Below are 25238 nucleotides of genomic sequence, written 5' to 3'. Positions count from 1 at the left end.
CTGCGCAGCCCCTCGGACCGGTTAACGGCCCCGCACGCGCAACCTTGAGTCCACATCGGGCCGACAGGCCCGAGTGGTAGCATATCCCTCTGATTTCAGCGCCTTTTGCCAATGCTCAGTTTTTTCCGCCGCAAGAAGCCCCAGGACGCCGCCACGACGGACGCGCCCAAGACCCAGCATTACTCGGCTGACGAGCTGGCGGCGGCGTTCCCGTCTGCCGCTCCGGTCGAGGAGGCACCCGCCGCACCGGCAGCCACGCCGGCCACCGTCGAGGCCGCTGCGCCTGCGCCCGTCGCCGCGCCCGAGCCGCCGGTTGCCGCGGCACCGGCAGCGCCGGTGCAGGAACGGGTCATCGCCCCGGAGGACTTCGAGGCCGAGGCCCTGGCTGCCGCCGCCGTGCTCGCACCGCTGGCGCCGGTGACCCCGGCCGAGGCTCCGGCCGCGCCCGCCGCTGATCTGCCGGTGCTGGTCGATGCCGCCCCGGCCCCGGCCGGCAAGCCCGGCTGGCGCGAGCGCCTGCGCAACAGCGTCATCGCCCGCAGCTTCGGCGGCCTGTTCTCGCGCAATCCCAAGCTCGACGACGACCTGCTGGACGAACTGGAAACCGCACTGATCACCGCCGACGTCGGCGTGGGCGCCACCACCGACCTGGTCGAGGGCCTGCGCAAGCGCATGAAGTCGCGCGAGTTCGTCGATGCCAATGCGCTGCTGGCCGCACTGCGCAGCGAGCTGATCGCGATCCTGCAGCCGGTGGCCAAGCCGCTGGTGATCGACCGCAACGCCAAGCCCTTCGTGGTGCTCACCGTCGGCGTCAACGGCGTCGGCAAGACCACCACCATCGGCAAGCTGGCCAAGCGCTTCAAGGATGAGGGCCACAGCCTGATGCTGGCTGCCGGCGATACCTTCCGTGCCGCCGCCGTGGCCCAGCTGCAGGCCTGGGGCGAGCGCAACGGCGTGGCCGTGGTCGCCCAGGGGCAGAACGCCGACGCCGCTTCGGTGGCCTACGACGCGCTGCAGGCCGGCAAGGCGCGCGGCACCTCGGTGCTGATTGCCGACACCGCTGGCCGCCTGCATACCCAGTCCGGCCTGATGAACGAGCTGGGCAAGATCCGCCGCGTGCTCGGCAAGATCGACGAAACCGCGCCGCACGAAGTGCTGATGGTGATCGACGGCACCACGGGCCAGAACGCGCTGTCGCAACTGCGCCAGTTCAATGCCGCAGTGAAGGTGACCGGCCTGGTGGTGACCAAGCTGGACGGCACCGCCAAGGGCGGCGTGGTCTTCGCCCTGGCCCGCGAGTTCGGCATTCCGATCCGCTTCGCCGGCATCGGCGAGCGCCCGGAAGACCTGCGCGTATTCGATCCGGAAGCCTTCGTCGACGCCCTGCTGCCTGAAGCGCTGGGCGCCTGATACGCCGTGCAGCCACGCATGGCGTGGCTCTACTGAAATCTGGTAGAGCCACCCCATGGGTGGCTGCCCTTCCCCGGAATACCCATGCCCCGCCAGCCGCACGCCAGCGCCGGAACCGCCCCCGCAGACGACTTCGTCGCCCACCTGCTGCACTGGTTCGACGACCACGGCCGCCACGACCTGCCCTGGCAGCACCCGCGCAGTCCCTACCGGGTCTGGCTGTCGGAGATCATGCTGCAGCAGACCCAGGTGACCACGGTCATCCCGTATTTCCAGCGTTTCCTGCAGCATTTCCCGAGCCTGCCCGACCTGGCCGCCGCCAGCAACGACGAAGTGATGGCGCAGTGGGCCGGCCTGGGCTATTACGCCCGTGCACGCAACCTGCATGCTGCGGCCAAGCGCTGCGTGGAACTGCACGACGGCGACCTGCCGCGCGATTTCGATGCGCTGCATGCCCTGCCCGGCATCGGCCGCAGCACCGCTGGCGCCATCCTCAGCCAGGCCTGGAACGACCCGTTCGCGATCCTCGATGGCAACGTCAAGCGCGTGCTGAGCCGCTACCACGGCATCGAGGGCTTTCCCGGCCTGCCGGCCATCGAGAAGCAACTCTGGGCGCTGGCCGAAGCACATGTGGCACAGGTACCCGCCGGGCGCATGGCCGACTACACCCAGGCACAGATGGACCTGGGCGCGACCGTGTGCAGCCGCGCCAGGCCGGCCTGCGTGATCTGCCCGATGCAGGAAGACTGCGTGGCTCGCCGCGAAGGCCGCACCGCCGAACTGCCCACGCCGAAACCCGGCAAGACCCTGCCCGAGCGCGAAGCGGTGGCCCTGCTGCTGCGCGATCCGCAGCAGCGCGTGCTGCTGCAGAAGCGGCCCGATACCGGCATCTGGGCCCAGCTGTGGACCCTGCCGCAGGCCGAGGCCGGCAGCGACCTGCAGGACTGGTTCGACACGCACGTCGACGGTTCGCTGGAAGAGGCCGACGAACTGCCCGTGCTGCAGCACACTTTCAGCCACTATCGGCTGCACCTGCAGGTATTGTCGCGGCAGGTGCGCGGCCTGCGCGTGGACGAACCCGCGCTGCGCTGGGTGGCCGCTGATGAACTCCCGGCGCTGGGCCTGCCCGCGCCGATCCGCAAGCTGCTGGATGGCACGCCGGTGAAGGCGCCGAAACGCAGATCTACGAAACCCCGCAACCACGAGTGAGTGCCATGCCCCGAACCGTCTTCTGCCAGTACGAACAACGCGATGCCGAGGGCCTGGACTTCGTGCCCTACCCCGGCGACCTGGGCCAGCGCGTGTTCAACCACATCGGCAAGCCGGCCTGGTCGGCCTGGCTGGCGCACCAGACCATGCTGATCAACGAAAACCGCCTGTCGCCGCGCAAGCCGGAGCACCGCGCGATGCTGGAAGCGGAGCTGGTGAAGTTCCTGTTCGAGAAGGACGCCGAAAAGCCGGCCGGCTTCACCCCGGAAGCCTGAGCCGGTAGCGCCGGGCCATGCCCGGCGCTACCCGATCAGTTCGCGGATTCCTCGCGCTCCTGCACCTGCGCCTGCCGCATTTCCTTTTCCTCTGCGCGCAGCGATTTCACATCCAGCTTGCGGATCGTTTTGATGAAACACGGCACGCGCGGGCCGCCTGTCGGGTCGCGCACAAGCACCTTGTCGAAGGGCGCGCTGACGCGCCCCATCCGGCTGGTCAGGCCGATGGCAGGAGCACTGGACAGGTCCGTGCACGGCCCGGCCAGCTCCAGCAGGTAGGCTTCGCTGGGCCGGGTCCAGACCGCCAGCGCGCTGTCTCCCAGCTCGGTCCAACCATTGAGCGTGCCGAAGAACTGCATGTCCTTCTGCGGCGGGCCGGCGTGTGCGCGGTACAGTTCCAGCCGGTCGGCACTGGTCAGGCCAGTGGTGGCACAGCCGGCCAGGGCCAGGCACAGGCCGGCGATCAGCAACGGGGTTTTCATGGCGATCTCCAGCGGGGCACTGCGCACATCATGCGCCCGGCCGGGCAACGCCGGCGCAACGGCCGGCGGCCCGATTCAGCCGCCGGTCGGCGGTGCCCGCCGGGATCCGGCGCCTCAGACGTCGGCGTGGGCCAGCGCGTGCAGCCGCCCTTCGCGCAGTTCCAGCACGCGATCCAGGCGCCGCGCCAGGCTGCGGTCGTGGGTCACCAGCACCAGGCTGGTATGGCGCGCACGGTTGAGTTCCAGCATCAGCTCGAACACGGTGGCGGCGGTGCGGTCATCCAGGTTGCCGGTCGGCTCATCGCCGAGCACGCAGGCCGGGTGGTTGACCAGCGCACGCGCCACGGCGGCACGCTGGCGCTCGCCACCGGACAGCTCGCCCGGCTTGTGATCCAGGCGATGGCCCAGGCCGACCGCTTCCAGCAGCGCGGTAGCGCGCTGGCTGGCCTCCGGCACGCCAATACCGGCCAGCATCACCGGCATCATCACGTTTTCCAGCGCGGTGAATTCCGGCAGCAGGTGGTGGAACTGGTAGACGAACCCCAGCGCCTGGTTGCGCAGCAGGCCGCGCTCGGTGTCCGACAGTGCCGACATGCGCTGGCCGGTGACGTACACCTCGCCTGCGGTCGGCACGTCCAGGCCGCCCAGCAGGTGCAGCAGGGTGCTCTTGCCGGCACCGGAGGCGCCAATGATCGCCACCGTCTCGCCGGCCGTGACCTTCAGGTCGAGGCCGTCGAATACCGGGGTCTGCATGCGGCCTTCGGCGTAGGTCTTGGCCAGCGTCTCGGCACGGATCACTTCATCGCCGCGATTGAAGACCTTATTCATAGCGCAGGGCCTCCGCCGGCTGGGTGCGTGCTGCCCGCCAGGCGGGATACAGGGTGGCCAGGAAGCTCATCAACAAGGCAACCAGGGTGATGACGACGATGTCGCGGGGCTGCATGTCGGTCGGCAGGCCGGTGATGTAGTACACGTCCTCCGGCAGCAGCTTGACGTTGAACAGCGACTCGATGGCGCCGAGGATGCGCTCCAGGTTCAAGGTCAGGGTGATGCCGCCGATCAGGCCGGCCAGCGTGCCGAAGATGCCGATCAGCGAGCCCTGCACCATGAACACCTGCATCACCCCGCCCGGGGTCAGGCCCAGCGTGCGCAGGATGGCGATGTCGGCCTGCTTGTCGGTCACCAGCATCACCTGCGAGGAGACCAGGTTGAAGGCGCCCATCGCGATGATCAGCGACAGCAGGATGCCCATCACCACCTTCTCCATGCGCAGCGAGTGGTAGAGGTTGGCGTTCTGCTGGGTCCAGTCGCTCACGCGGTACGCGCCGCCGAGGTTCTGCGCCAGGTCCACGCCCACTTCCAGCGAGCGGTCCATGTCGTGCAGTTTCAGGCGCACGCCGGTGGCGCCGTCCGAGCGCAGCACGCGCTCGAGGTCTTTCATGTTGGCGAAGCCGACGCCGCGGTCGACCTCGTTGTAGCCGGCCTCGAACAGGCCGCTGACCGTAAAGCGTTTCATCCGTGGCACCGCACCGGCCGGCGTGCCCTGCACTTCGGCAAAGGTCACCAGCACCTGGTCGCCCACGTCCACGCCCAGCCACATGGCCAGCTCCTTGCCCAGCAGCACGTTGAAGCTGCCCGGCTTGAGGCTGTCATAGCTGCCCTTGGTGATCTTCTTGTCGATCACCGACACCTTCGGCTCCAGCGCCGGGTCGATGCCCTGGATGATCGCGCCCTGCACGCGCGGGCCGCTGATCATCGACTGGATCTCGATGTACGGCGCAGCACCGGCCACACGCGGGTCCTTGTTGGCCACGTCGACCACGCGCATCCAGTCGGGCATGGGCTCGCCATCGCGGCTGATGGTGGTATGCGCGGTCATCTGCAGCAGGCGGCTGCGGATTTCCTTCTGGAAACCGCTCATCACCGCCAGGGTGGTGATCAGCACCGTGACGCCGAGCGCGATGCCCAGGATCGATGCCATCGAAATGAAGGAGATGAAGCCGTTGCGGCGTTTGGCGCGCAGGTAGCGCAGGCCAATGGCCACGGGGATGGGTTTGAACATGCAGGCACGCCAGTCGATTCAGTCTATGGTGCCATCGTACGGGGTCGACGTGAAACGCTGCGTGCGGATACGGCCAGTCGCAGTTCACGTCGCTGCCGGTGGGCGAGCACGTCCGGCCAGAACAGCAGGCGCCCGCGCCGCCCTTCGCAGCGCCAGTGCAGCAGCAGCCAGGGGCCACGCACCACCAGCCGCGGCACCTCGAGATCGGCCCCATCCAGCCGCAGCGGTGCCGGCACTGGCGGTAGTTCGAGCCGGCGCACCGGCCGGCGCAGGCGCCAGCCCAGCTGGATCAGGCCCAGCAGCCAGACGCCGGCAAGTACCGGCCAGTACCGGTCTTCGGGAAGGGCCGAGGCGCGCAGCAGCCAGGGCGCGGCCAGCAGCACCAGCGCCTGGGTGCCGGCCTGCAGCCGCGAGGGTCGCCACTCAAGCCTTGAGGGCGAGGATCTTCTGCATGAGGGGGATGGCGTGGGCATGCGGGCAGGCCTCGTAGCCCATGAACCAGCGCCACAACTTATCGTCCTCGCACTCGAGCAGGAACAGGAAAACCTCGCGCTCTTCGGTCGGCGCAGTGCTCCATTCGCGGTCCAGGTAGCGCCCGAACAGCTGGTCCAGCTCGCGCATGCCGCGGCGGCAGCGCCAGCGCAGCTTCTTCAGCAGGGTGTCTTCGTCCATCGTGTTTCTCCAGATACAGCAAAGCCACGCATGGCGTGGCTCTACTGGGGTCATGCAACAACGCGGCGCCGTATCAGGCGCGGCGTTCCATCATCAGCTTCTTGATCTCGGCGATCGCCAGCGCCGGGTTCAGGCCCTTCGGGCAGGTCCGGGCACAGTTCATGATGGTGTGGCAGCGGTAGAGCTTGAACGGATCTTCCAGATCGTCCAGGCGCGCACCGGTGTCCTCATCGCGCGAGTCGATGATCCAGCGGTAGGCCTGCAGCAGGATCGCCGGGCCCAGGTAACGCTCGCCGTTCCACCAGTAGCTCGGGCAGCTGGTCGAGCAGCAGGCGCACAGGATGCACTCGTACAGGCCGTCGAGCTTCTTGCGGTCTTCCGGCGACTGCAGGCGCTCGCGGTCCGGCGGTGCCGGGGTCTGCGTGCGGATCCACGGCTTGATCGACGCGTACTGCGCGTAGAAGTGGGTCAGGTCCGGAACCAGATCCTTGACCACGCTCATGTGCGGCAGCGGGTAGATCGGCACTTCCTTCTTGCCGCAGTCCGCGATGGCGCGGGTGCAGGCCAGGGTGTTGGTGCCGTCGATGTTCATCGCGCACGAACCGCAGATACCTTCGCGGCAGGAGCGACGGAAGGTCAGGGTCGGATCGATCTCGTTCTTGATCTTGATCAGCGCGTCCAGGACCATCGGGCCGCAGGCGTCCAGATCGATCTCATAGGTATCGGTGCGCGGATTGCTGTCGTCGTCCGGACTCCAGCGGTAGATCTTGAAGGTGCGCAGGTTCTTGCCACCGCTCTTGGCGGGGAAGTGCTGGCCCTTCGTGACCTTGGAATTCTTGGGGAGTGAAAACTCGGCCATGGCTGCTCTCGTTGGCTCAGGCGGCCCGCGCCATCAAGGCGCGGATTGCATGGTAGGCGGGGGTCGCGATCAGTACACGCGCGGCTTCGGCGGCACCACGTCGACCTCGTCGGTCAGCGTGTACATGTGCACCGGACGGTAGTCGAAGCTGCACTTGCCCTTCTCGTCGACGGTGACCAGCGTGTGCTTGTGCCAGTTGACGTCGTCGCGGTCCGGGAAGTCCTCGTGCGCGTGCGCACCACGGCTTTCCTTGCGCTGTTCCGCCGAGTTGATCGTCGCCACCGCGTTCAGCAGCAGGTTGTTCAGCTCGTAGGTCTCGATCAGGTCCGAGTTCCAGACCAGCGAACGGTCGCTGACCTTCACGTCCTGGAACGAGTCGAACACGGTCGCCATCTTTTCGCAGCCTTCCTTCAGCGTCTGGCTGGTACGGAAGACGGCGGCGTCGGCCTGCATCGTGCGCTGCATGTTGTCGCGGATGACCGAGGTCGGCGTATCGCCATTGGCATGGCGCAGCTTGTCCAGCAGGCCCAGCGCCTTGTCGCAGGCATCGGCCGGCAGCGGCTTGTGCGCCGCGCCCGGCTTGATGGTTTCGGCGCAGCGGTTGGCCACCGCACGACCGAACACCACCAGGTCGAGCAGCGAGTTCGAGCCCAGGCGGTTGGCGCCGTGCACGGACACGCAGGCCGCTTCGCCGATGGCGTACAGGCCCGGCACCACGGCATCGGGGTTGTCGCCATCCTTGCGCACGACTTCGCCGTGGAAGTTGGTCGGGATGCCACCCATGTTGTAGTGCACGGTCGGGATGACCGGGATCGGCTGCTTGTGCACGTCGACGCCGGCGAAGATGCGGGCGCTCTCGGCGATGCCCGGCAGCTTCTCGTCGATCACGCCCGGGCCCAGGTGGGTCAGGTCGAGCAGGATGTGATCCTTGTGCTCGCCGACGCCGCGGCCTTCGCGGATCTCGATGGTCATCGAACGGGCCACCACGTCACGCGAGGCCAGATCCTTGTAGTGCGGTGCGTAGCGCTCCATGAAGCGCTCGCCGCTGCTGTTGCGCAGGATGCCGCCTTCACCGCGGACACCCTCGGTGATCAGGCAGCCGGCGCCGTAGATGCCGGTCGGGTGGAACTGCACGAACTCCATGTCCTGCATGGCGATGCCGGCGCGCATGGCCAGGCCGCCACCGTCGCCGGTGCAGGTGTGCGCCGAGGTGGCGCTGAAGTACGCACGGCCGTAGCCGCCGGTGGCCAGCACCACGCCCTGGGCGCGGAACAGGTGCAGCGTGCCGTCGGACATGTCCAGGGCCAGCACGCCACGGCACACGCCTTCGTCATCGAAGATCAGGTCGAGTGCGAAGTACTCGATCATGAAGCGCGCGTCGTGCTTGAGCGACTGCTGGTACAGGGTGTGCAGCATGGCGTGACCGGTACGGTCGGCCGCCGCGCAGGTACGCTGCGCCGCCGGGCCTTCGCCGTACTTGGTGGTCATGCCGCCGAACGGGCGCTGGTAGATCTTGCCTTCGGCGGTGCGGCTGAACGGCACGCCGTAGTGCTCGAGCTCGATGATGGCCGGGATGGCCTCACGGCACATGTACTCGATGGCGTCCTGGTCGCCCAGCCAGTCCGAGCCCTTGATGGTGTCGTAGAAGTGGTAGCGCCAATCGTCTTCGCCCATGTTGGCGAGCGCCGCGGAAATACCGCCCTGGGCAGCGACGGTGTGCGAACGGGTCGGGAAGACCTTGGTCAGGCACACGGTCTGCAGGCCCTTGGCGGCAAGGCCGAACGTGGCGCGCAGGCCGGCGCCGCCGGCGCCCACCACGACCATGTCGTACTTGTGTTCGGTGATCTTGTAAGCGGACATCTAGTCTGGATTCCTGTCTTGGTGCCTGGGCTCAGGCAACGCCGAGGGCGATGCGGCCCACCGCAAACACACTGACGATCATGCCGAGCACGGCGACGAACTTCACCGCGGTCTGCAGCACCAGGGCCAGCAGCGATTCGTGGATGTAATCTTCCAGCACGACCTGCATGCCGAGCTGTGCGTGCCAGAACATGGTGATCAGCAGGCCGATCAGCGGCACGGCATTCCACGGCTTGGCGATGGTGGCCACGGCCGTGGCGTAGTCGGCGCCGGCCATGCGCACCACGAACACCAGGAACCACAGGCCCAGCACCACCAGGGCGGCGGCGGTCAGGCGCTGGTGCACGAAGTGCTCGGTGCCGGTCTTGGCCGAGCCAAGGCCGCGCACGTTCTTCAGCGGGGTACGGAACTTGCTCATGCGGCACCTCCGAACAACACGTAGGCCCAGACCAGCGCGGTGATCACCAGGCTGCCGAAGACCGAGATCCAGCTGCTGCGGACGAAGGCCGGGATGCTGAAGCCGACGGCGAAGTCCTGCACGACATGGCGGATGCCATTGCACAGGTGATAGGCGAACGACCATGTCCACGCAAACAGGAACACGCGGCCATACCAGGCCCCGGCATGACCGGTGAAGCAGTTCCAGGAATCGGGTCCCATCATCAGGGCCAGCAGGCCAGCGGCGATGATGAGGGCACCCACGGACAGAAAGACGCCAGTGGCTCGATGCAGGATCGAGGTGGCCATCTGAATCTGCCAGCGATACACCTGAAGGTGCGGGGATAGGGGGCGTTGTCTGGTCGCCATTTCGCTGGGCTCGTTGTCTCGGCTGGGCGGCACGATGCCGCGTTGGCTCAATGCTGATCAGAAATCGATGCAGCGTCCGTTTTTCTCCCAATCGCCATACCGCACCGGATCAAGTCCGCCGCGGCCGCCGAATTCTTCTTCCGCCTCTGGTTTTTCCACGGGCACAGGTGCCGCGGGAACCAGCGGGGCTTCAGTTTCGTCGTCGGGAGTGGGGGTTGTTTGGCCTATCATGTTCGGTCTCGCAACGCACAAATTTTAGACCTCGTTCACGTGCCTGACAACCTTCCCCCTGCTTTCGTCGCATATCCGCGCCTGCCCGGCCACCAGTTGCTGAGCCTGCAGGGCGTGGATGCGGCCGTTTTCGCCCATGCCCAGTTCAGCAGCGACGTCACCGCCCTGCCCCTGCAGCACTGGCAATGGAGCGCGTGGCTGAGCGCCAAGGGCCGCACCCTGGCGGTGTTCCAGCTGCTGCGGCTGGCCGAGGATCACGTGATGCTGGTGCTGGCCGATGGCGATGCAGATGCGATTGCGTCGCAACTGCAGCGCTTCGTGTTCCGCCGCAAGGTGAAGCTGCAGGTGCACGCGGATCTGGCCGTGGCCGGTGCCTTCACTGCACCGGAAGCGGCCAGTGGCGCAGCGATCGCCGGGGGTGGCGAGGCGGGCTGGGAGCTGGACCTGGGCAGCGATGCCCTGCCGCGCACTCTGCGCATTGGGCCGGCTGAGGGATTTGCGGCCGGCAGCGAGGCCGATGAAGCCGCGTTCGCCCTGGCCTGGCGCCAGGCCGACCTGCGCTTCGGCCTGCCCCGCCTGGACGAAAGCCAGCGCGAAGTGTGGACGCCGCAGCAGCTGGGCCTGGACCGGCTGAACGGCTACAGCGTGAAGAAGGGCTGCTACCCGGGCCAGGAAATCGTGGCCCGCACCCATTTCCTCGGCAAGGCCAAGCGTGCGGTGCAGCTGCTGCATACCGCCGCCCCGGCACAGGCCGGCGATGGCGTGCAGCAGGACGGTGCGGCGCTGGGCAGCATTGCCAGCGTGGCCGCCGACCTGGCCCTGGCCGTGCTGCCACTGGAAACCAGCGACGCCGAACTGCAGGTGGGCGGCGTGGCCGCGCAGCGCATGCCGCTGCTGGACGGCCTGGCGCGCTGAGGTCCGCAGCCGAGCGTGGGCTCGGCTCTACAAAATCGGGTGGGTGCGGACCGTTGGTCCGCACTCCGGTCATGACGCCGGGCATGGCCCGGCGCTACCGCCCCTTACAGGCGCTCGCCGGTATCGGCATTGAAGAAATGCAGGCCCTGCGGGTGGATCGCCACGCGGATGTCCTCGCCCACGCCCGGCAGCGACTGCGGCGCCACGCGCATGGTCAGGGCATGCTTGCCGCTGCTCATGTTGACGAAGATCTCGTTGCCGACCGGCTCGATGCCCTCGATGCGTGCGGTGAACGCATGCGTATCGTCGGCACCCGCCGGCTGCAGGTGCTCCGGACGCACGCCCACGGCAATCGGCTTCTGCAGCCACGCCGGGTCGATGGTGGCCTGGCCCAGCGGCGCGCGCCATTCGCCGTCGAGCACCGACACACCTGCAGCATCGCCCTGCAGCGTGCCGCGCAGCACGTTCATCGCGGGGCTGCCGAGGAAGCCGGCCACGAACAGGTTGGCCGGGCGGTCATACAGCGCCATCGGCGTGTCGATCTGCTGGATGATGCCGTCCTTCAGCACCACGATGCGCTGGCCCAAGGTCATTGCTTCCACCTGGTCATGCGTCACGTAGATCATGGTGGTGCCCAGCTTGCGGTGCAGCTGCGCGATCTCGGTACGCACGCTGTGGCGAAGCTTGGCATCCAGGTTGGACAGTGGCTCGTCCAGCAGGAACACCGCCGGTTCGCGCACCAGTGCACGGCCCAGGGCCACGCGCTGGCGCTGGCCGCCGGACATCGCCTTTGGCAGCTTGTCCATCATTTCGGTCAGGCCCAGCGTCTGCGCCGCCTCGGCGATGCGCTTGTCGATGGTCGCCTTGTCGTGGCCACGCAGCTTCAGGCCGAAGGCCAGGTTCTCGGCCACGGTCATGTGCGGGTACAGCGCATAACTCTGGAACACCATGGCGATGTCGCGGTCCTTCGGCGCCACATCGTTGACCACCCGGTCGCCGATGGTCAGCGTGCCGCCACTGATCTCCTCAAGGCCGGCCACCATCCGCAGCAGGGTCGACTTGCCACAGCCGGACGGTCCGACCAGCACCATGAGCTCGCCATCGGCGACCTCGAAGGTGGCGTCCTTCACCGCGACCTGGCCGTTGTCGTAGACCTTGCGCACACCCTGCAACTGCACTTTTGCCATATCAATCTATCCAGTCCGCCCGACGCCCGGGCTGTCATTGGGGACTGCCTCGGCCCTCCCGATGGCAGTGATGATTGCGCAGCTGCCGCATGACGGCGACCACTGCAATCGAATACAGTTGCCCATTCTGCCATGTAAACGTTTTCACGTGGCACTATCCGAACGTCGGTGCGCGCCGATCTGCTTCGACGACCAGACGAAAGGTCATCGTCGTAGTGGTTACGCATGGAACGGTCTTCCGGTTCGCCGGAAATCCGACCCCAGCGAGCCTCGGACAGACAGTAGCGCGGATGTCCCCTGAACCCAGCCATGAAGCGATTGACAACGATGTCACCCGGATCTGAAACTCGAGCGATGCACGACACCCTCTTCCTGTTTGGTGCCACAGGTGATCTGGCCCAGCGCTACCTGTTCCCTTCGCTGCTGCGCCTGCTTGGCGACGGCCTGCTGCCGGAGGACTTCCGCATCCGTGCGCTGGCCCTGTCCGGCCATGACACCGAAGCCTTCCATGACATCCTGCGGCCGCGCCTGCAGCAGGCCATGCCGATGGCCAGCCAGGAGGACATCGCCTCCCTGCTGCGCCGCATCGACTACCGCTCGGTGGACCTGCGCGACGTCGACTCGGTCGCCGCCGCGGTGTCCGACCTGGTCGACCGCCGCTGCGTCAGCTACCTGGCCATCCCGCCGGGCCTGTACATCTCCACCTGCGAAGGCCTGGCCAAGGGCGGCGCCCTGGCAGCACCGTCGCGCCTGATGCTGGAAAAGCCGATCGGCAGCGACAGCGAAAGCGCCGAGGAGATCATCTCCACCATCGGCCAGTGGATCGACGAAGACCGCGTGTTCCGCCTGGACCATTACCTGGGCAAGGCGGCGGTGCAGAACCTGATCGCCCTGCGCTTCGGCAACACGCTGCTGGAAGCGGTGTGGAACCGCAACTACATCGAATCGGTGCACATCCTGGTGGCCGAGAGCGAAGGCGTGGACGGCCGCGATGCCTACTACGCCCGCTCCGGCGCCCTGCGCGACATGGTGCAGAGCCACATCCTGCAGCTGCTGTGCATGGTGGCGATGGAGCCGCCGGCCTCGCTCGAAGCCGACCGCATCCGCGACGAGAAGGTCAAGGTGCTGCGCGCCCTGCGCCCGCTCGATGCCAGGCACGCGGCGCGTGACAGCATCCGTGGCCGCTACACCGCCGGCAGTATCAACGGCCAGCCCGCCCAGGCCTACCAGCCGCCGGAAGGCAGCGACGTGGAAACCTTCGCCGGCGTCACCGCGCACATCGACAACTGGCGCTGGAGCGGCGTGCCGTTCCACCTGGTGACCGGCAAGCGCCTGCCCGAGCGCACCACCCGCGTGGTGGTCACGCTGAAGCCGGTCACCCACTGGCTGTTCGAGCGCCCGCAGCGTGCGCAGGCCGCGCCGAACCGCCTGGTGTTCCAGCTGCAGCCGCAGGAAAACATCGAGCTGGGCCTGATGAGCAGCCTGGCCGGCCCGGAATGGGGCGCGCTGGAACTGCACCCGCTGGAACTGGAACTGTCCGTGCCGACCGGCCTGCACCGCCGCATCGCCTACGAACGCCTGTTCCTGGATGCCTTCAACGGCAACCACACCCTGTTCGTGCGCGATGACGAAGTGCGCGCGGCCTGGGCCTGGATCGACAGCGTGGCCGATGCCTGGAAGGCCGCCAACCTGCCGCTGGAGCCCTACCCGGCCGGCCAGTGGGGCCCGGACAACGCCACCGATTTCCTGCCGCAGGGCGTGGACGCACCGGACAGCGGAGCATCGGCATGAGTGTCGGCAGCCAGCCTGTGCTGGTCGCCGACATCGGCGGCACCAACGCCCGCTTCGCCCTGGCCGACACCTCGCTGAACGCGCCCCTGCAGAAGGACAGCATCCGCGAATACGCGGTGGCCGAGTTCCCCTCGCTGGGCGATGCCGCGCGCCACTACCTGGAACAGGCCGGCGCCACCGCGCGCCGCGGCGTGTTCGCGGTGGCCGGCCGCGTCGACGGCGATGAGGCACGCATCACCAACCACCCGTGGGTGATCTCGCGCAGCCGCACCGCCGCCATGCTCGGCTTCGACGAGCTGCACCTGATCAACGACTTCGCCGCACAGGCGATGGCCGTGGCCCTGCTGCAGCCGCAGGACGTGATCCAGATCGGCGGCGCGCACTGGACCCCGGCCGCACCGGGCGAGCCGCGCAACTACGGCGTGATCGGTCCTGGCACAGGCCTGGGCGTCGGCGGGCTGATCGTGCGCCACGGCCGCAGCTACCCGCTGGAAACCGAAGGCGGCCACGTCAGCTTCCCGCCCGGCACGCCGGAGGAAATCCGCATCCTGGAAATCCTCTCCGAGCAGTTCGGCCGCGTATCCAATGAGCGCCTGATCTGCGGCCCGGGCCTGGTCAACATCCATCGCGCCGTATGCGAGATGGCCGGCTTCGATCCGGGCCAGCTGCAGCCGGTCGACGTCACCGCGCGTGCTGCGCTGGGCGACCCGCAGGCGATGCGCACCGTGGATGTGTTCTGTGCCGTGTTCGGTGCCATCGCCGGTGACCTGGTGCTGGTGCAGGGCGCCTGGGATGGCGTGTTCCTGACCGGCGGCCTGGTGCCGAAGATGCTCGATTCGCTGCAGCATTCGGGTTTCCGCCAGCGCTTCGAACACAAGGGCCGGTTCTCTTCGATCATGGCGCGGGTGCCGTCGCTGGCGATCATGCACCCCTGCCCCGGGCTGCTGGGCGCCGCCGCCTATGCCGCCGACGCCGAACGTGACGCCCAAGGAGTTGCCGCATGAGCCAGACCTTCCACGACGACCGCATCGATTTCATCAGCCACGGCGATGCCGATGGCTGGATCGAAGCGGTGGCCGCCGAAATGGCCCAGGCCATCAACCACGACATCAACGAAGTTGGCCGCGCCCGCATCCTGCTCTCCGGCGGGACCACGCCGGCGCCGGTGTACCAGGCGCTGGCCGAGCTGGACGTGCATTGGGACCGGGTGGAAGTGAGCCTGGCCGATGAGCGCTGGCTCTCGCCGCAGGATCGCGACAGCAATGCCTGGCTGGTGCGCGAGCATCTGCTCAAGCGTGCCGAAGGGGCGCACTTCGATCCGCTGGTGCGCGTCGGCAAGCCGCTGGCCGAATGCGTGTACACCGCCAACCTGCAGGCCCAGCACAGCCAGGCGCCGAGCGTGGTCGCCCTGGGCATGGGCAACGATGGCCACACCGCCTCGCTGTTCCCGGGCTCGAAGGATCTGGCCCGCGCCCTGGAAAGCACCCTGCCCTATGCCTCGCTGGATGCCACCGGCTGCCCTGGCGCCAACCAGTGGCCGCTGCGCATCACCCTGACCCCGCGTGGCCTGGGCCAGTGCCGCCAGCGCCTGCTGCTGCTGCGCGGCAAGCAGAAGCTGCAGGTGCTGCGCCAGGCGCTGGACAGCAACGACGCACAGCTGTACCCGATCCTCAATGCAATCAACCTGGACGGCGCGCGCCTGCGCGTGCACTGGGCTGATTGACGTCGGCGGCGGCGCCCGCCGCCGCCAGCCTCTCGCCACCTTGAACGCTGGTAGCCAATGAGCCTCCATCCGCAACTGCAAGCCATCACCGATCGCATCATCGCCCGCAGCGCGGCTTCGCGCGCCGCCTACCTGGCCGCGATCGACGCCGCCCTGCGCGATGGCCCGTTCCGCAGCCGCCTGAGCTGCGGCAACCTCGCCCACGGCTTCGCCGCCTGTGGCACCACCGACAAGAGCCGGCTGCGCGGCGGCGTGACCCCGAACCTGGGCATCATCACCGCGTACAACGACATGCTGTCGGCGCACCAGCCGTTCGAGACCTACCCGGAGCAGATCCGTGCGGTCGCCCGCGAACTCGGCGCGACCGCACAGGTGGCCGGCGCGGTGCCGGCGATGTGCGACGGCGTGACCCAGGGCCGCGGCGGCATGGAACTGTCGCTGTTCTCGCGCGATGTGATCGCGCAGGCCACGGCCATCGGCCTCAGCCACGACATGTTCGACACCACCATCCACCTCGGCGTGTGCGACAAGATCGTGCCCGGCCTGCTGATCGGCGCACTGGCCTTCGGCCACCTGCCGGCGGTGTTCGTGCCGGCCGGCCCGATGACCCCGGGCATTCCCAACAAGCAGAAGGCCGAAGTGCGCGAGCGCTACGCCGCCGGCGAAGCCACCCGCGAGGAACTGCTGGAAGCCGAGTCCGCCTCGTACCATGGCGTCGGCACCTGCACCTTCTACGGCACCGCCAATTCCAACCAGGTGCTGCTGGAAGCGATGGGCGTGCAGCTGCCGGGCGCCTCCTTCGTCAACCCGGATACGCCGCTGCGCGATGCGCTGACCCGCGAAGCCACCGAGCGTGCGCTGGACATCACCGCACTGGGCGATGATTTCCGCCCGCTGGGCCGCATCATCGACGAGCGCGCGATCATCAACGCGGTCATCGCGCTGATGGCCACCGGCGGTTCGACCAACCACACCATCCACTGGATTGCCGTGGCCCGCGCCGCCGGCATCGTGCTGACCTGGGACGATTTCGACGAACTGTCGCAGCTGATTCCGCTGCTGGCCCGCGTCTATCCGAACGGCGAGGCCGACGTGAACCGCTTCGCCGCTGCTGGTGGCCCGGCGTTCGTGTTCGGCGAGCTGATCAAGGCCGGCCTGATGCACGGTGACCTGGTCAGCGTGGCCCGTGGCGGCATGGCCGACTACGCGCGCGAACCGCAGCTGCGCGACGGCAAGCTGGTCTACCTGCCGGGCCTGGAACGCAGCGCCGATGAAGAAGTGGTGCGCAGCGTCGACAACCCGTTCGAAAGCCAGGGCGGCCTGCGCCTGCTGCGCGGCAACCTGGGCAAGTCGCTGATCAAGCTGTCGGCGGTGAAGCCGCAGTACCGCACCATTGAAGCGCCGGCCGTGGTGGTCGATGCGCCGCAGGTGCTGAACAAGCTGCACGCCGGTGGCCTGCTGCCTGAGCATTTCGTGGCGGTGGTGCGTTACCAGGGCCCGCGTGCGAACGGCATGCCGGAACTGCATTCGCTGGCGCCGCTGCTGGGCCTGCTGCAGAACCAGGGCCGTCGCGTGGCGCTGGTCACCGATGGTCGCCTGTCCGGTGCGTCGGGCAAGATCCCGGCGGCGATCCACGTGACGCCGGAAGCGGCGCGCGGTGGCCCGCTGGCCAAGGTGCGCGAGGGCGACATGATCCGCCTGGACGGTGAAGCCGGCACGCTGGAAGTGCTGGTGGATGCGGCCGAGTGGGCGGCACGTTCGCTGGCGCCGAACACGGCACCGGCGGCGCACGATCTGGGCCGCAACCTGTTCGCGATCAATCGCCGCGTGGTGGGTCCGGCGGACCAGGGGGCGATTTCGATTTCGTGCGGGCCGGCGGCGGCGGATGGTGGGCCGTGGGATTACGATTCGGAATATGAGCTGGGGCATGATGCCGCGGCGGCGGCGGCGCCGCATGAGGCGAAGGACGCCTGAGTTGTTGGAAGAGCGCTGCGGGTTCGCGTTGGCGGTCAGTGTCCTGGTTGAGGCGGCGGATAGCCCCCACCAGGACACGCCGTGAACCCATCCATGGGGGCTCGTAGGCGCCATCCATGGCGCCTGCGGTCCTGGTGGGGGCTATCCGCCGCCTCCGGACAGTTTGCTGGCGCCCTCGCGCCGCGAAGTGATCACTGAAAAGCACAAACAAGAGCAAGGGCAAAAGCATGGGTATCGAACAACATCAGGTGAAGGCGGCGGAGCTGCTGCATGCGGCGGGGATTCTGCCGGTGGTGACGATTCATACGCTGGACCAGGCGCGTGCGGTGAGTGCGGCGCTGCTGGAAGGTGGCCTGCCGGCCATCGAGCTGACGCTGCGTACGCCGGTGGCGATGGAAGCGCTGGCGATGCTCAAGCGCGAGCTGCCCGATGTGGTGGTGGGCGCGGGCACGGTGCTGACCGTGGAGCAGATGCAGCAGTCCATCGATGCGGGCGCGGATTTCCTGGTGACGCCGGGTACGCCGCCGGTGCTGGCCGATGCGCTGGCGGCGGCACCGCTGCCGGTGGTGCCGGGTGCGGCTACGCCGACCGAGCTGCTGTCGCTCTACGCGCGCGGCTTCCGCGTGTGCAAGCTGTTCCCGGCCACGGCCGTGGGTGGCCTGGCGATGATCAAGGGCCTGGCTGGCCCGATGGCCGACCTGAAGCTGTGCCCGACCGGTGGCATCACCGAAAACACCGCCGCCGAATACCTCGAACAGAAGAACGTGGTCTGCATCGGTGGTTCGTGGATGGTGCCGGGCAACTGGATCGCCGACGGCGAGTGGGACAAGGTGCGCGCCAGCGCCGCCGACGCCGCGAAGATCATCAAGCGCGTCCGCGGCCACTAAGCCCAAGCCGCGCTCCGGCGTCATCAGGGGTCAGAGCCCTTTCCCGCCGGGAAAGGGATCCGCCCCCGAAACGCCTGCAACCTGTCCTGGGTCAGATCCCTTTCCGCAGGAAAGGGCTCTGACCCGGCTTTAGGCGACGCTGTTACAGCGGCCGCGCCGGATCCACCAGCCCGTACTGGCTGGCCATGCGCGCCAACGCGATGTTGTCGCTGATCCCCATCTTCTCGAACAACCGCGCCTTGTGCGTGTTCACCGTCTTCGCACTCAGGCTGAGCCGCCGTGCGATGTCTTCCTGGCGCAGGCCCTGGGTCAACAGCAGCGCCACTTCCAGCTCGCGCGGCGAGAGCGTGTCGAATGGCGAGGCATTGCCTTCCACCGTGGACAGCGCAAGGTTCTGCGCGATGCTGGTGCCGAGGTAACGGCGGCCGGCGGCCACGTCACGAACCGCACGCAGCAGCTCCTGCGCGTCACAACCCTTGCCGATGTAACCGGCCGCGCCCGCTTCCAGCAGGCGCTTCGGCAGCGGGCCATCTTCCAGCACGGAGACGATCACCACGCGCGTGGCACGGTGTCCACGCACGATGCGCTCGGTCACTTCCATGCCACTGACGCCCGGCAGGTGCAGGTCACACAGCACCACGTCCGGCAGCAGCTGGCGGATCTCGCGCAGGCCGTCCTCACCGGTCTCGGCTTCGCCCACCACCTCGATGTCGGCTTCACCCGACAGGATCATCTTCATACCGGTGCGGACCAGCGCGTGGTCGTCCACCAGGTAGACTCGAATCGTCATTCACGTACCTCTTCGAATGCGGCCATTGCGGGCCACGCTAGGCAGGGCATCCGACCATCGCAAGCACGACGACTGCGCAAAAACGGCGTTCTGCCTTGCGCATCACATTCTTCGCACATCGATGTAGCCCCCTGTCCCACAGAACCCGTTACAACGAAACAACCTGCTCTTTCATGGACGTCCCCGGAGGGGCATCCACGTCACTCCCCTGTTGCGATCGCTTCGCTGGCCGCTGCTGGCGGCGAACCGCGGTGTCGCCAGGGTTGCCGGCGACTGAACATGACCAGATAGCACCCTACCACCCAAACCAGCGCCGCACACCATCCGGCGAGGATATCGGAGGGGTAATGCACCCCCAGGTAGACCCGGGAAAGGCTGACCAGCAGGCTGAACAGCGGCGCCAGCACCAGTACCGGCCAGCGCCAGCGGGTGTTCCAGGCCAGCAGTACCACGGTCGCCGCCAGGGTCATGGTGCCCATCGCATGGCCACTGGGGAAGCTGAACGTTGACTCGGGCGCGATCGATTCCCACAGGCTCGGGCGGTCACGCTGGAAAAACTGCTTGCTGCCCAGGTTCAGCAGCGCCGAGCCGACGAAGCACACCGCCACGAAGGTCGCCTCGCGCCATCGCCGCCGCCACAGCAGCGCACCGACGATCAGCACGTCGGCCGGGATCAGGAACCACTCGTAGCCCAGTTTCGACAGCAGCACGAAGCACCGGTCCAGCCACGGCGAATGCAGCCCGTGCATCTGCCACAGCAGTGGGGCATCGAAATGGAACGACTCGAATTCGTGCACCTCGTCGGCCAGGGCGACGAAGCCGGCCAGCGGCAGCAGCACACCGGCAAACAGCAGCACCAGGCGCCACGCGTTGCGCCCCATCCAGTGTCGGAAGCCGGACGCCGGTTCCGGCGCGGCCAGGATCGCCGGCTTACCCGGCGATCCGGACATACTTCTGTTCGACGTATTCGTCGATGAGGGCAACGAATTCCTGGGCGATGTTGTCGCCGCGCAGGGTCACCTTCTTCTCGCCATCGACAAACACCGGCGCGGCCGGCGTTTCGCCGGTACCCGGCAGGGAAATGCCGATGTTGGCGTGGCGCGACTCGCCCGGCCCGTTGACGATGCAGCCCATCACCGCAAGGGTCATGTTCTCCGCACCGGGGTGCTGCACCTTCCAGACCGGCATCTTCTCGCGGACGTGGTTCTGCACGACCTTGGCCAGTTCCTGGAAGAACTCGGACGTGGTGCGGCCGCAGCCCGGGCAGGCGGTGACCAGCGGAGTAAACGCACGCTGGCCGGTGGTCTGCAGCAGTTCCTGGGCGACGATCACTTCCTGCGTTCGCGACTGGCCCGGCTCGGGGGTCAGCGAAATGCGGATGGTGTCGCCGATGCCTTCCTGCAGCAGCACGCTCAGCGCTGCCGCCGAGGCGACGATGCCCTTGCTGCCGATGCCGGCTTCGGTCAGGCCCAGGTGCAGGGCGAAATCCGAACGCTGGGCCAGATCGCGGTAGACCGCGATCAGTTCCTGCACGCCGCTGACCTTGGCCGAGAGGATGATGCGATCGCGCGGCAGGCCGATCTCCACCGCCTGCTCGGCCGAATCCAGCGCCGAGCGGATCAGCGCCTCGCGCAGCACGCGGCCGGCGTCCCAGGGCTGTTCGCGATGGTTGTTCTCGTCCATCAGCTTCGCCGCCAGGGCCTGGTCCAGCGAGCCCCAGTTGGCGCCGATGCGCACCGGCTTGTTGTAGCGGATGGCGAACTCGATCAGCTGGGCGAACTGCAGGTCCTTCTTCTTGCCGAAGCCGACGTTGCCCGGGTTGATGCGGTACTTGGCCAGCGCCTCGGCACAGGCCGGCTCGGCCGTCAGCAGCTGATGGCCGTTGTAGTGGAAGTCGCCGATCAGCGGTACGTCGATGCCCATCATCGCCAGCTTGTCGACGATACGCGGGATGGCCGCAGCCGCTTCCACGGTGTTGACGGTCAGGCGCACCATTTCCGAACCGGCCCGCCACAACTCGGCCACCTGCTTCACGCTGGAGGCCACGTCGGAGGTGTCGGTGTTGGTCATCGACTGCACCACCACGGGCTTGCCGCCACCTACGGTGACCCCGCCGATCTGGACGGCATGGGTCTGGCGACGGGACCAGGCGGTGGCATCGGAGGGTTGGGTCGGGCGGGTGACGGCGTCGTGCATGGGCGCATTCTACCGCCCGGCCCTGCATTCCGGGCGATTCCCATTCAGCCATCGGCACGTCTGCGGCCGATTGTCGCAGGCAGGTTGCCCGGTGAACGCATACGATGGTCGGGAATGACCGGTCCCGACGCCCCCTTCCTACGCACCCTCTGCAGCCTGCGCTGGCTGGCCGTGGCCGGCCAGGCCGCGACGATCCTGGTCGCCACGTGGGTGCTGGGCCTGCCGCTGCCGCAGCTGCCGCTGTGGGCGGGCGTGGCCGTGCTGGCCGTGTTCAACCTGTATACGCAGCTGCGCCCGGAGCCGGATGACACCGCGCCACTGACTGCCTTCGGCCATATCCTGGTCGATGTGATCATCCTGACCTGGATGGTCGGCTGGAGCGGCGGCATCGCCAACCCGTTCGGCTCGCTGTTCCTGATCCTGATCGCGCTGGCCGCCTTCGCCCTGCCCCTGCGCTGGGCGCTGGCCGTGGCCACCGCCTGCCTGCTCGGCTACGCCGCCAGCGGCCTGTTCGGGCAGCCGCTGCCGACCGGCTACTTCCATACGGTGGACCTCAACCGCTGGGGCGTGGTGGCCAACTTCCTGCTGTCGGCCGCCGTAGTGCTGACCTTCTCCACCCGCCTGGCGATGGCCCTGCGCGTGCGCGAACTGGAACTGTCGGCGCTGCGCGAGCGGTTTGCCCGCAACGAAGGCATCGTCGCCCTGGCCACGCACGCCGCCTCGGTGGCGCACGAACTGAACACCCCGCTGGCGACCATGACCCTGCTGGCCGACGACGTGGCCGAGCGCAGCGAAGAGCCGGAAGTGCGCGAGGACATGGAAACCCTGCGCGAACTGCTGGTGCAATGCCGCGAGCGCGTGCTGGCGCTGGCCGCGCCAGCCGCCACTGATGGCCCGGGCCGCAGCCATTCCAGCGCCCAGCAGGTGCTGGAACAGTGGCGCCTGGTCCGCCCGACCATCGACCTGCACCGCAATGACGACGCGCCACTGCGCCTGCCACTCGACCCCGGCGTGGGCCACCTGCTGATGGTGCTGCTGAACAATGCTGCCGACGCCGGCGAACAGGCCGGCCGGCCACGCGTGGATCTGGAGCTGCGCATCGACGGCGAGGACCTGATCGGCGAAGTCCGCGACTACGGTCATGGCTTCAACGCGCGCGCCGCCGTGCTGCCGGGCAAGCTGTTCGGCAGCAGCAAGAGTGAAGGCATGGGCGTGGGCCTGGCCCTGTCCCACGCCACCATCGAACGCCTGCACGGCGAAATGTGGATGCGCCCGGCCCAGGGGGCCGGCAGCCGCGTCGGCTTCCGCCTGCCCCTGGCTCCACGCGAGGAAACCCCATGAGCGCCTCAACCCTCGGCCTGCTGGTCGACGACGACGAACTGTACCTGCGCACCCTGCAGCGCAGCCTGGCCCGCAAGGGGCTGGAAACGCAGACGGCGCAGGATGCCGCCAGCGCGCTGGCACTGGCCCGCCAGCACCCGCCGGCGTTCGCGCTGATCGATCTGAAACTGGGCAGCGATTCGGGCCTGGCGCTGATCCAGCCGCTGCGCGCCCTGCGCGCGGACATGCGGATCCTGCTGGTGACCGGCTACGCCAGCATCGCCACCGCGGTGGAGGCGATCAAGCTGGGTGCGGATGATTACCTGCCGAAGCCGGCCACGGTGCCGATGATCCTGCGCGCGCTGGGCGAGGAAGATGATGGCCCGGCCGATGACGGCGAAATGGAAGTGCCCGACGCGATGACGCCGATCAGCCGCCTGCAGTGGGAACACATCCAGCAGGCGATGCACGAGACCGGCGGCAATGTGTCGGCCGCTGCGCGCCTGCTGGGCATGCACCGGCGTTCGCTGCAGCGCAAGCTGGCCAAGCGGCCGAGCCCGGAACGCGACCCGAGCCGCTGACGCGGTGTCGCCGTGCAACGGTAGTGCCGGCCGCTGGCCGGCAACCTCATGAACGACGGAAGCATCGCCTGGATGCCGGCCAGCGGCCGGCACTACCAGAGCATCAGCCCTTCAGCTGCGCCAGGATCTCGCGGGTCATCGGATCGGCAATCGCCACGTCTTCGCCCTGCAGTGCCGGCAGCAGGCCGCTGGCCAGCTGCTTGCCCAGCTCGACGCCGAACTGGTCGAAGGCGTTGATGTTCCAGATGACCGACTGCACGTACACGGCGTGTTCGTACATGGCAATCAGGGCGCCCAGCGCCTGCGGGGTCAGTGCATCCAGCAGGATCAGCGTGCTCGGGCGGCCGCCCGGGTAATCACGGTGCGGGTCGTCGCTGGCCTGGCCGTTGGCCAGCGCCTCGGTCTGCGCCAGCAGGTTGGCCAGCAGCGCCTGGTGGTTGACCGTGTACGGATCATCGTTGTGCACGCAGCCGATGAAATCGGCCGGGATGATGCTGGTGCCCTGGTGCAGCGCCTGGAAGAAGCTGTGCTGCACATCGGTGCCCGCCCCGCCCCACCACACCGGCACGGTGTCGGTGGTGACCGGCTGGCCATCGCGCTGCACGCGCTTGCCCAGGCTTTCCATCACCAGCTGCTGCAGGTAGGCCGGCAGCAGCGCCAGGCGCTGGTCGTAGGTCATCACCGCGTGCGTGGCATGGCCCAGCACGTTGCGGTTCCAGATGTCGGTCAGGCCGTGCAGCACCGGCAGGTTGCGCTCCAGCGGCGCGTCCAGCGCGTGCGCGTCCATCTGCGCGGCGCCGTCCAGCAGCTGCTCGAAACGCTCGAAGCCGATTGCCAGCGCGATCGGGAAACCAACGGCCGACCACAGCGAATAGCGCCCCCCGACCCAGTCCCACATCGGCAGCACGCGATCGGCGGCGATGGCGAAGGCCTTGGCCGCACGCTCGGGGTTGGCACTGACCGCGTACAGGCGATCGCTGCCACCCAGCCAGTCGTGCAGGATCTGCCCGTTGAGCAGGGTTTCCTGGGTACCAAAGGTCTTGGAAATGAGGATGCCGGCAGTCTTTGCCGGATCCAGCGTGGCCAGCGTGCGCTGCATGGCGGCGCCGTCCACGTTCGACACGAAATGCACGCGCAGGCGTGCACCGCTGACCGGGCGCAGCGCATCGGCCACCAGGCGCGGGCCCAGATCGGAACCGCCGATGCCGACGCTGACCACGTCGGTCACGCCGCTGTCTTCCAGCGCGCGGACCAGCACGCCCATGCGCTGGCGGATTTCGCGCGCGGTGGCATAGGCCTCGGCCGCCACCGGCGCATCGACCACATCGCCGCGCAGCGCGGTGTGCAGCGCGGCGCGGCCTTCGGTCAGGTTGACCTGCTCGCCACGGAACAGGCGGGTGATGGCACCGCCGACATCACGGTCGGCGGCCAGTGCCAGCAACGCCTGCAACGCCGCGGCATCGTATTTCTGCCGGGCGAAATTGACGTACAACGGACCGACCCGCAGCGCCAGGTCCTGCACGCGGCCGGGTTCGGCGGCGAGGAGGCTGGGGATGCTTGCGCCCTTCAGGCGCTGGGCGTGGGAATGCAGCGAGTCGAATCCGTTGTTCGTTGTCATGCGGCCTGGGTCGGGATCGTGTCGTTGGTGTGGGTGATCTGGTTGTTGCCGTCCACGTACACCAGCTTCGGCTTGAAGCTGTCGGCTTCCTGCTCGGTCATGCTGGCAAACGCCGCGATGATGATGATGTCACCGACCTGCACGTGGCGTGCAGCGCCACCGTTGAGCGACACCACGCCGCTGCCGGCTTCGGCACGGATGGCGTAGGTCGAGAAGCGCGCACCGTTGGTCACGTCCCAGATGTGCACCTGCTCGAACTCGCGGATGCCCGTGGCAGCCAGCAGGTTGTCGTCGATGGCGATCGAGCCTTCGTAGTTCAGCTCGGAATGGGTGACGGTGGCGCGGTGGATCTTGGTCTTCAGCAGGGACAGATGCATGGCACGGCACAA

The 25238-nt window shown here is 67.9% G+C and carries 27 protein-coding genes; 11 read left to right on the top strand and 16 right to left on the bottom strand.

What is annotated here, in order from left to right; all coding sequences use genetic code 11:
• The first annotated feature begins 111 nt into the window (after positions 1 to 111).
• The 3 genes from ftsY (at position 112) to C1927_RS08865 (ending at position 2894) form a co-directional block, all read left to right on the top strand.
• Positions 112 to 1410, top strand: coding sequence for a signal recognition particle-docking protein FtsY (ftsY, locus tag C1927_RS08875; protein ID WP_108746480.1), 1299 nt, complete (start codon positions 112 to 114; stop codon positions 1408 to 1410).
• 84 nt (positions 1411 to 1494) lie between these two features.
• Complete coding sequence (gene mutY, locus C1927_RS08870; protein WP_108746479.1) at positions 1495 to 2619, top strand: A/G-specific adenine glycosylase; 1125 nt, start codon at positions 1495 to 1497, stop codon at positions 2617 to 2619.
• 5 nt (positions 2620 to 2624) lie between these two features.
• Positions 2625 to 2894 (top strand): oxidative damage protection protein, encoded by a 270-nt coding sequence (locus C1927_RS08865; RefSeq protein ID WP_108747803.1) that lies wholly within the window; start codon positions 2625 to 2627, stop codon positions 2892 to 2894.
• A gap of 35 nt (positions 2895 to 2929) precedes the next feature.
• Here the strand turns inward: C1927_RS08865 and C1927_RS08860 are convergent, their stop codons facing one another.
• The 10 genes from C1927_RS08860 to C1927_RS08815 form a co-directional block, all read right to left on the bottom strand.
• Positions 2930 to 3376 carry a DUF6491 family protein gene (locus tag C1927_RS08860; protein ID WP_079225178.1) on the bottom strand — a complete coding sequence of 149 codons (447 nt, stop codon included), beginning with the start codon at positions 3374 to 3376 and terminating at the stop codon, positions 2930 to 2932.
• A 114-nt stretch (positions 3377 to 3490) separates the two neighbouring features.
• Positions 3491 to 4204: a lipoprotein-releasing ABC transporter ATP-binding protein LolD gene (lolD, locus tag C1927_RS08855; protein ID WP_079221509.1), complete on the bottom strand. Its 714-nt coding sequence runs from the start codon at positions 4202 to 4204 to the stop codon at positions 3491 to 3493.
• Positions 4197 to 5438: a lipoprotein-releasing ABC transporter permease subunit gene (locus C1927_RS08850; RefSeq protein ID WP_079221508.1), complete on the bottom strand. Its 1242-nt coding sequence runs from the start codon at positions 5436 to 5438 to the stop codon at positions 4197 to 4199. The genes lolD and C1927_RS08850 overlap by 8 nt, the downstream gene beginning before the upstream one ends.
• Positions 5439 to 5461: 23 nt before the next feature.
• A complete protein-coding gene (locus C1927_RS08845) occupies positions 5462 to 5911 on the bottom strand; it encodes a hypothetical protein (RefSeq protein ID WP_108746478.1) in 450 nt (149 codons plus the stop codon).
• A complete protein-coding gene (locus C1927_RS08840; RefSeq protein WP_079221506.1) occupies positions 5862 to 6110 on the bottom strand; it encodes a succinate dehydrogenase assembly factor 2 in 249 nt (82 codons plus the stop codon). The genes C1927_RS08845 and C1927_RS08840 overlap by 50 nt, the downstream gene beginning before the upstream one ends.
• Before the next feature lie 73 nt (positions 6111 to 6183).
• Complete coding sequence (locus tag C1927_RS08835; protein WP_079221505.1) at positions 6184 to 6969, bottom strand: succinate dehydrogenase iron-sulfur subunit; 786 nt, start codon at positions 6967 to 6969, stop codon at positions 6184 to 6186.
• Between the two features lie 69 nt (positions 6970 to 7038).
• Positions 7039 to 8829 carry a succinate dehydrogenase flavoprotein subunit gene (gene sdhA / locus C1927_RS08830; RefSeq protein WP_079221504.1) on the bottom strand — a complete coding sequence of 597 codons (1791 nt, stop codon included), beginning with the start codon at positions 8827 to 8829 and terminating at the stop codon, positions 7039 to 7041.
• Positions 8830 to 8860: 31 nt separating this feature from the next.
• Positions 8861 to 9247, bottom strand: a complete 387-nt coding sequence (gene sdhD, locus C1927_RS08825; protein ID WP_079221503.1) for a succinate dehydrogenase, hydrophobic membrane anchor protein — start codon at positions 9245 to 9247, stop codon at positions 8861 to 8863.
• Positions 9244 to 9636, bottom strand: a complete 393-nt coding sequence (gene sdhC, locus C1927_RS08820; RefSeq protein ID WP_079221502.1) for a succinate dehydrogenase, cytochrome b556 subunit — start codon at positions 9634 to 9636, stop codon at positions 9244 to 9246. Before sdhC ends, sdhD begins: the two co-directional genes overlap by 4 nt.
• Before the next feature lie 57 nt (positions 9637 to 9693).
• Positions 9694 to 9867, bottom strand: a complete 174-nt coding sequence (locus C1927_RS08815; protein WP_079221501.1) for a DUF1674 domain-containing protein — start codon at positions 9865 to 9867, stop codon at positions 9694 to 9696.
• A gap of 39 nt (positions 9868 to 9906) precedes the next feature.
• Here C1927_RS08815 and C1927_RS08810 point away from each other — a divergent pair, with 39 nt between their 5' ends.
• On the top strand, positions 9907 to 10782 hold the full coding sequence (locus tag C1927_RS08810) for a folate-binding protein YgfZ (RefSeq protein ID WP_108746477.1): 876 nt from the start codon (positions 9907 to 9909) through the stop codon (positions 10780 to 10782).
• 104 nt (positions 10783 to 10886) lie between these two features.
• Here the strand turns inward: C1927_RS08810 and ugpC are convergent, their stop codons facing one another.
• On the bottom strand, positions 10887 to 11969 hold the full coding sequence (gene ugpC, locus C1927_RS08805) for a sn-glycerol-3-phosphate ABC transporter ATP-binding protein UgpC (RefSeq protein WP_108746476.1): 1083 nt from the start codon (positions 11967 to 11969) through the stop codon (positions 10887 to 10889).
• 354 nt (positions 11970 to 12323) lie between these two features.
• Here ugpC and zwf point away from each other — a divergent pair, with 354 nt between their 5' ends.
• The 5 genes from zwf (at position 12324) to eda (ending at position 18344) form a co-directional block, all read left to right on the top strand.
• The gene (gene zwf / locus C1927_RS08800) at positions 12324 to 13760 is read left to right on the top strand and encodes a glucose-6-phosphate dehydrogenase (RefSeq protein WP_079221498.1); all 1437 of its coding nucleotides are present in this window, start codon (positions 12324 to 12326) and stop codon (positions 13758 to 13760) included.
• The gene (gene glk / locus C1927_RS08795) at positions 13757 to 14764 is read left to right on the top strand and encodes a glucokinase (RefSeq protein ID WP_108746475.1); all 1008 of its coding nucleotides are present in this window, start codon (positions 13757 to 13759) and stop codon (positions 14762 to 14764) included. The genes zwf and glk overlap by 4 nt, the downstream gene beginning before the upstream one ends.
• Positions 14761 to 15483, top strand: a complete 723-nt coding sequence (gene pgl, locus C1927_RS08790) for a 6-phosphogluconolactonase (RefSeq protein WP_108746474.1) — start codon at positions 14761 to 14763, stop codon at positions 15481 to 15483. Before glk ends, pgl begins: the two co-directional genes overlap by 4 nt.
• 57 nt (positions 15484 to 15540) lie before the next feature.
• A complete protein-coding gene (edd, locus tag C1927_RS08785; RefSeq protein ID WP_079221495.1) occupies positions 15541 to 17457 on the top strand; it encodes a phosphogluconate dehydratase in 1917 nt (638 codons plus the stop codon).
• A gap of 227 nt (positions 17458 to 17684) precedes the next feature.
• On the top strand, positions 17685 to 18344 hold the full coding sequence (gene eda, locus C1927_RS08780; protein WP_108746473.1) for a bifunctional 4-hydroxy-2-oxoglutarate aldolase/2-dehydro-3-deoxy-phosphogluconate aldolase: 660 nt from the start codon (positions 17685 to 17687) through the stop codon (positions 18342 to 18344).
• A gap of 142 nt (positions 18345 to 18486) precedes the next feature.
• On the opposite strand, the gene C1927_RS08775 is transcribed toward eda, so the two are convergent.
• The 3 genes from C1927_RS08775 to ispG all read right to left on the bottom strand — a co-directional run bounded on the left by C1927_RS08775 (position 18487) and on the right by ispG (position 21330).
• On the bottom strand, positions 18487 to 19134 hold the full coding sequence (locus C1927_RS08775; RefSeq protein ID WP_079221493.1) for a response regulator: 648 nt from the start codon (positions 19132 to 19134) through the stop codon (positions 18487 to 18489).
• Positions 19135 to 19334: 200 nt separating this feature from the next.
• Positions 19335 to 20084, bottom strand: a complete 750-nt coding sequence (locus C1927_RS08770) for a phosphatase PAP2 family protein (RefSeq protein WP_108746472.1) — start codon at positions 20082 to 20084, stop codon at positions 19335 to 19337.
• Positions 20065 to 21330 carry a flavodoxin-dependent (E)-4-hydroxy-3-methylbut-2-enyl-diphosphate synthase gene (gene ispG, locus C1927_RS08765; protein ID WP_079221491.1) on the bottom strand — a complete coding sequence of 422 codons (1266 nt, stop codon included), beginning with the start codon at positions 21328 to 21330 and terminating at the stop codon, positions 20065 to 20067. The genes C1927_RS08770 and ispG overlap by 20 nt, the downstream gene beginning before the upstream one ends.
• Before the next feature lie 114 nt (positions 21331 to 21444).
• On the opposite strand from ispG, the gene C1927_RS08760 reads away from it, so the two are divergent.
• Positions 21445 to 22671 (top strand): ATP-binding protein, encoded by a 1227-nt coding sequence (locus C1927_RS08760; RefSeq protein WP_108746471.1) that lies wholly within the window; start codon positions 21445 to 21447, stop codon positions 22669 to 22671.
• Positions 22668 to 23231, top strand: coding sequence for a response regulator transcription factor (locus tag C1927_RS08755; protein WP_005409063.1), 564 nt, complete (start codon positions 22668 to 22670; stop codon positions 23229 to 23231). The genes C1927_RS08760 and C1927_RS08755 overlap by 4 nt, the downstream gene beginning before the upstream one ends.
• Before the next feature lie 103 nt (positions 23232 to 23334).
• Here C1927_RS08755 and pgi read toward each other — a convergent pair whose 3' ends face one another.
• Complete coding sequence (gene pgi / locus C1927_RS08750; protein WP_108746470.1) at positions 23335 to 24849, bottom strand: glucose-6-phosphate isomerase; 1515 nt, start codon at positions 24847 to 24849, stop codon at positions 23335 to 23337.
• On the bottom strand, positions 24846 to 25226 hold the full coding sequence (gene panD, locus C1927_RS08745; RefSeq protein WP_006432456.1) for an aspartate 1-decarboxylase: 381 nt from the start codon (positions 25224 to 25226) through the stop codon (positions 24846 to 24848). The genes pgi and panD overlap by 4 nt, the downstream gene beginning before the upstream one ends.
• Positions 25227 to 25238: the final 12 nt, after the last annotated feature.

The sequence above is a fragment of the Stenotrophomonas sp. ZAC14D1_NAIMI4_1 genome (assembly GCF_003086775.1).
In the GTDB taxonomy this organism is placed as follows: Bacteria; Pseudomonadota; Gammaproteobacteria; order Xanthomonadales; family Xanthomonadaceae; genus Stenotrophomonas.
This window is presented reverse-complemented; position numbering and strand designations above follow the sequence as displayed.

Bases quoted from the DNA above. Each gene is read 5' to 3' on its own strand.
- ftsY (WP_108746480.1), top strand. From the start codon at position 112: ATGCTCAGTTTTTTCCGCCGCAAGAAGCCCCAGGACGCCGCCACGACG.
- mutY (WP_108746479.1), top strand. From the start codon at position 1,495: ATGCCCCGCCAGCCGCACGCCAGCGCCGGAACCGCCCCCGCAGACGAC.
- C1927_RS08865 (WP_108747803.1), top strand. From the start codon at position 2,625: ATGCCCCGAACCGTCTTCTGCCAGTACGAACAACGCGATGCCGAGGGC.
- C1927_RS08860 (WP_079225178.1), bottom strand. From the start codon at position 3,376: ATGAAAACCCCGTTGCTGATCGCCGGCCTGTGCCTGGCCCTGGCCGGC.
- lolD (WP_079221509.1), bottom strand. From the start codon at position 4,204: ATGAATAAGGTCTTCAATCGCGGCGATGAAGTGATCCGTGCCGAGACG.
- C1927_RS08850 (WP_079221508.1), bottom strand. From the start codon at position 5,438: ATGTTCAAACCCATCCCCGTGGCCATTGGCCTGCGCTACCTGCGCGCC.
- C1927_RS08845 (WP_108746478.1), bottom strand. From the start codon at position 5,911: ATGCCCACGCCATCCCCCTCATGCAGAAGATCCTCGCCCTCAAGGCTT.
- C1927_RS08840 (WP_079221506.1), bottom strand. From the start codon at position 6,110: ATGGACGAAGACACCCTGCTGAAGAAGCTGCGCTGGCGCTGCCGCCGC.
- C1927_RS08835 (WP_079221505.1), bottom strand. From the start codon at position 6,969: ATGGCCGAGTTTTCACTCCCCAAGAATTCCAAGGTCACGAAGGGCCAG.
- sdhA (WP_079221504.1), bottom strand. From the start codon at position 8,829: ATGTCCGCTTACAAGATCACCGAACACAAGTACGACATGGTCGTGGTG.
- sdhD (WP_079221503.1), bottom strand. From the start codon at position 9,247: ATGAGCAAGTTCCGTACCCCGCTGAAGAACGTGCGCGGCCTTGGCTCG.
- sdhC (WP_079221502.1), bottom strand. From the start codon at position 9,636: ATGGCGACCAGACAACGCCCCCTATCCCCGCACCTTCAGGTGTATCGC.
- C1927_RS08815 (WP_079221501.1), bottom strand. From the start codon at position 9,867: ATGATAGGCCAAACAACCCCCACTCCCGACGACGAAACTGAAGCCCCG.
- ugpC (WP_108746476.1), bottom strand. From the start codon at position 11,969: ATGGCAAAAGTGCAGTTGCAGGGTGTGCGCAAGGTCTACGACAACGGC.
- zwf (WP_079221498.1), top strand. From the start codon at position 12,324: ATGCACGACACCCTCTTCCTGTTTGGTGCCACAGGTGATCTGGCCCAG.
- glk (WP_108746475.1), top strand. From the start codon at position 13,757: ATGAGTGTCGGCAGCCAGCCTGTGCTGGTCGCCGACATCGGCGGCACC.
- pgl (WP_108746474.1), top strand. From the start codon at position 14,761: ATGAGCCAGACCTTCCACGACGACCGCATCGATTTCATCAGCCACGGC.
- edd (WP_079221495.1), top strand. From the start codon at position 15,541: ATGAGCCTCCATCCGCAACTGCAAGCCATCACCGATCGCATCATCGCC.
- eda (WP_108746473.1), top strand. From the start codon at position 17,685: ATGGGTATCGAACAACATCAGGTGAAGGCGGCGGAGCTGCTGCATGCG.
- C1927_RS08775 (WP_079221493.1), bottom strand. From the start codon at position 19,134: ATGACGATTCGAGTCTACCTGGTGGACGACCACGCGCTGGTCCGCACC.
- C1927_RS08770 (WP_108746472.1), bottom strand. From the start codon at position 20,084: ATGTCCGGATCGCCGGGTAAGCCGGCGATCCTGGCCGCGCCGGAACCG.
- ispG (WP_079221491.1), bottom strand. From the start codon at position 21,330: ATGCACGACGCCGTCACCCGCCCGACCCAACCCTCCGATGCCACCGCC.
- C1927_RS08760 (WP_108746471.1), top strand. From the start codon at position 21,445: ATGACCGGTCCCGACGCCCCCTTCCTACGCACCCTCTGCAGCCTGCGC.
- C1927_RS08755 (WP_005409063.1), top strand. From the start codon at position 22,668: ATGAGCGCCTCAACCCTCGGCCTGCTGGTCGACGACGACGAACTGTAC.
- pgi (WP_108746470.1), bottom strand. From the start codon at position 24,849: ATGACAACGAACAACGGATTCGACTCGCTGCATTCCCACGCCCAGCGC.
- panD (WP_006432456.1), bottom strand. From the start codon at position 25,226: ATGCATCTGTCCCTGCTGAAGACCAAGATCCACCGCGCCACCGTCACC.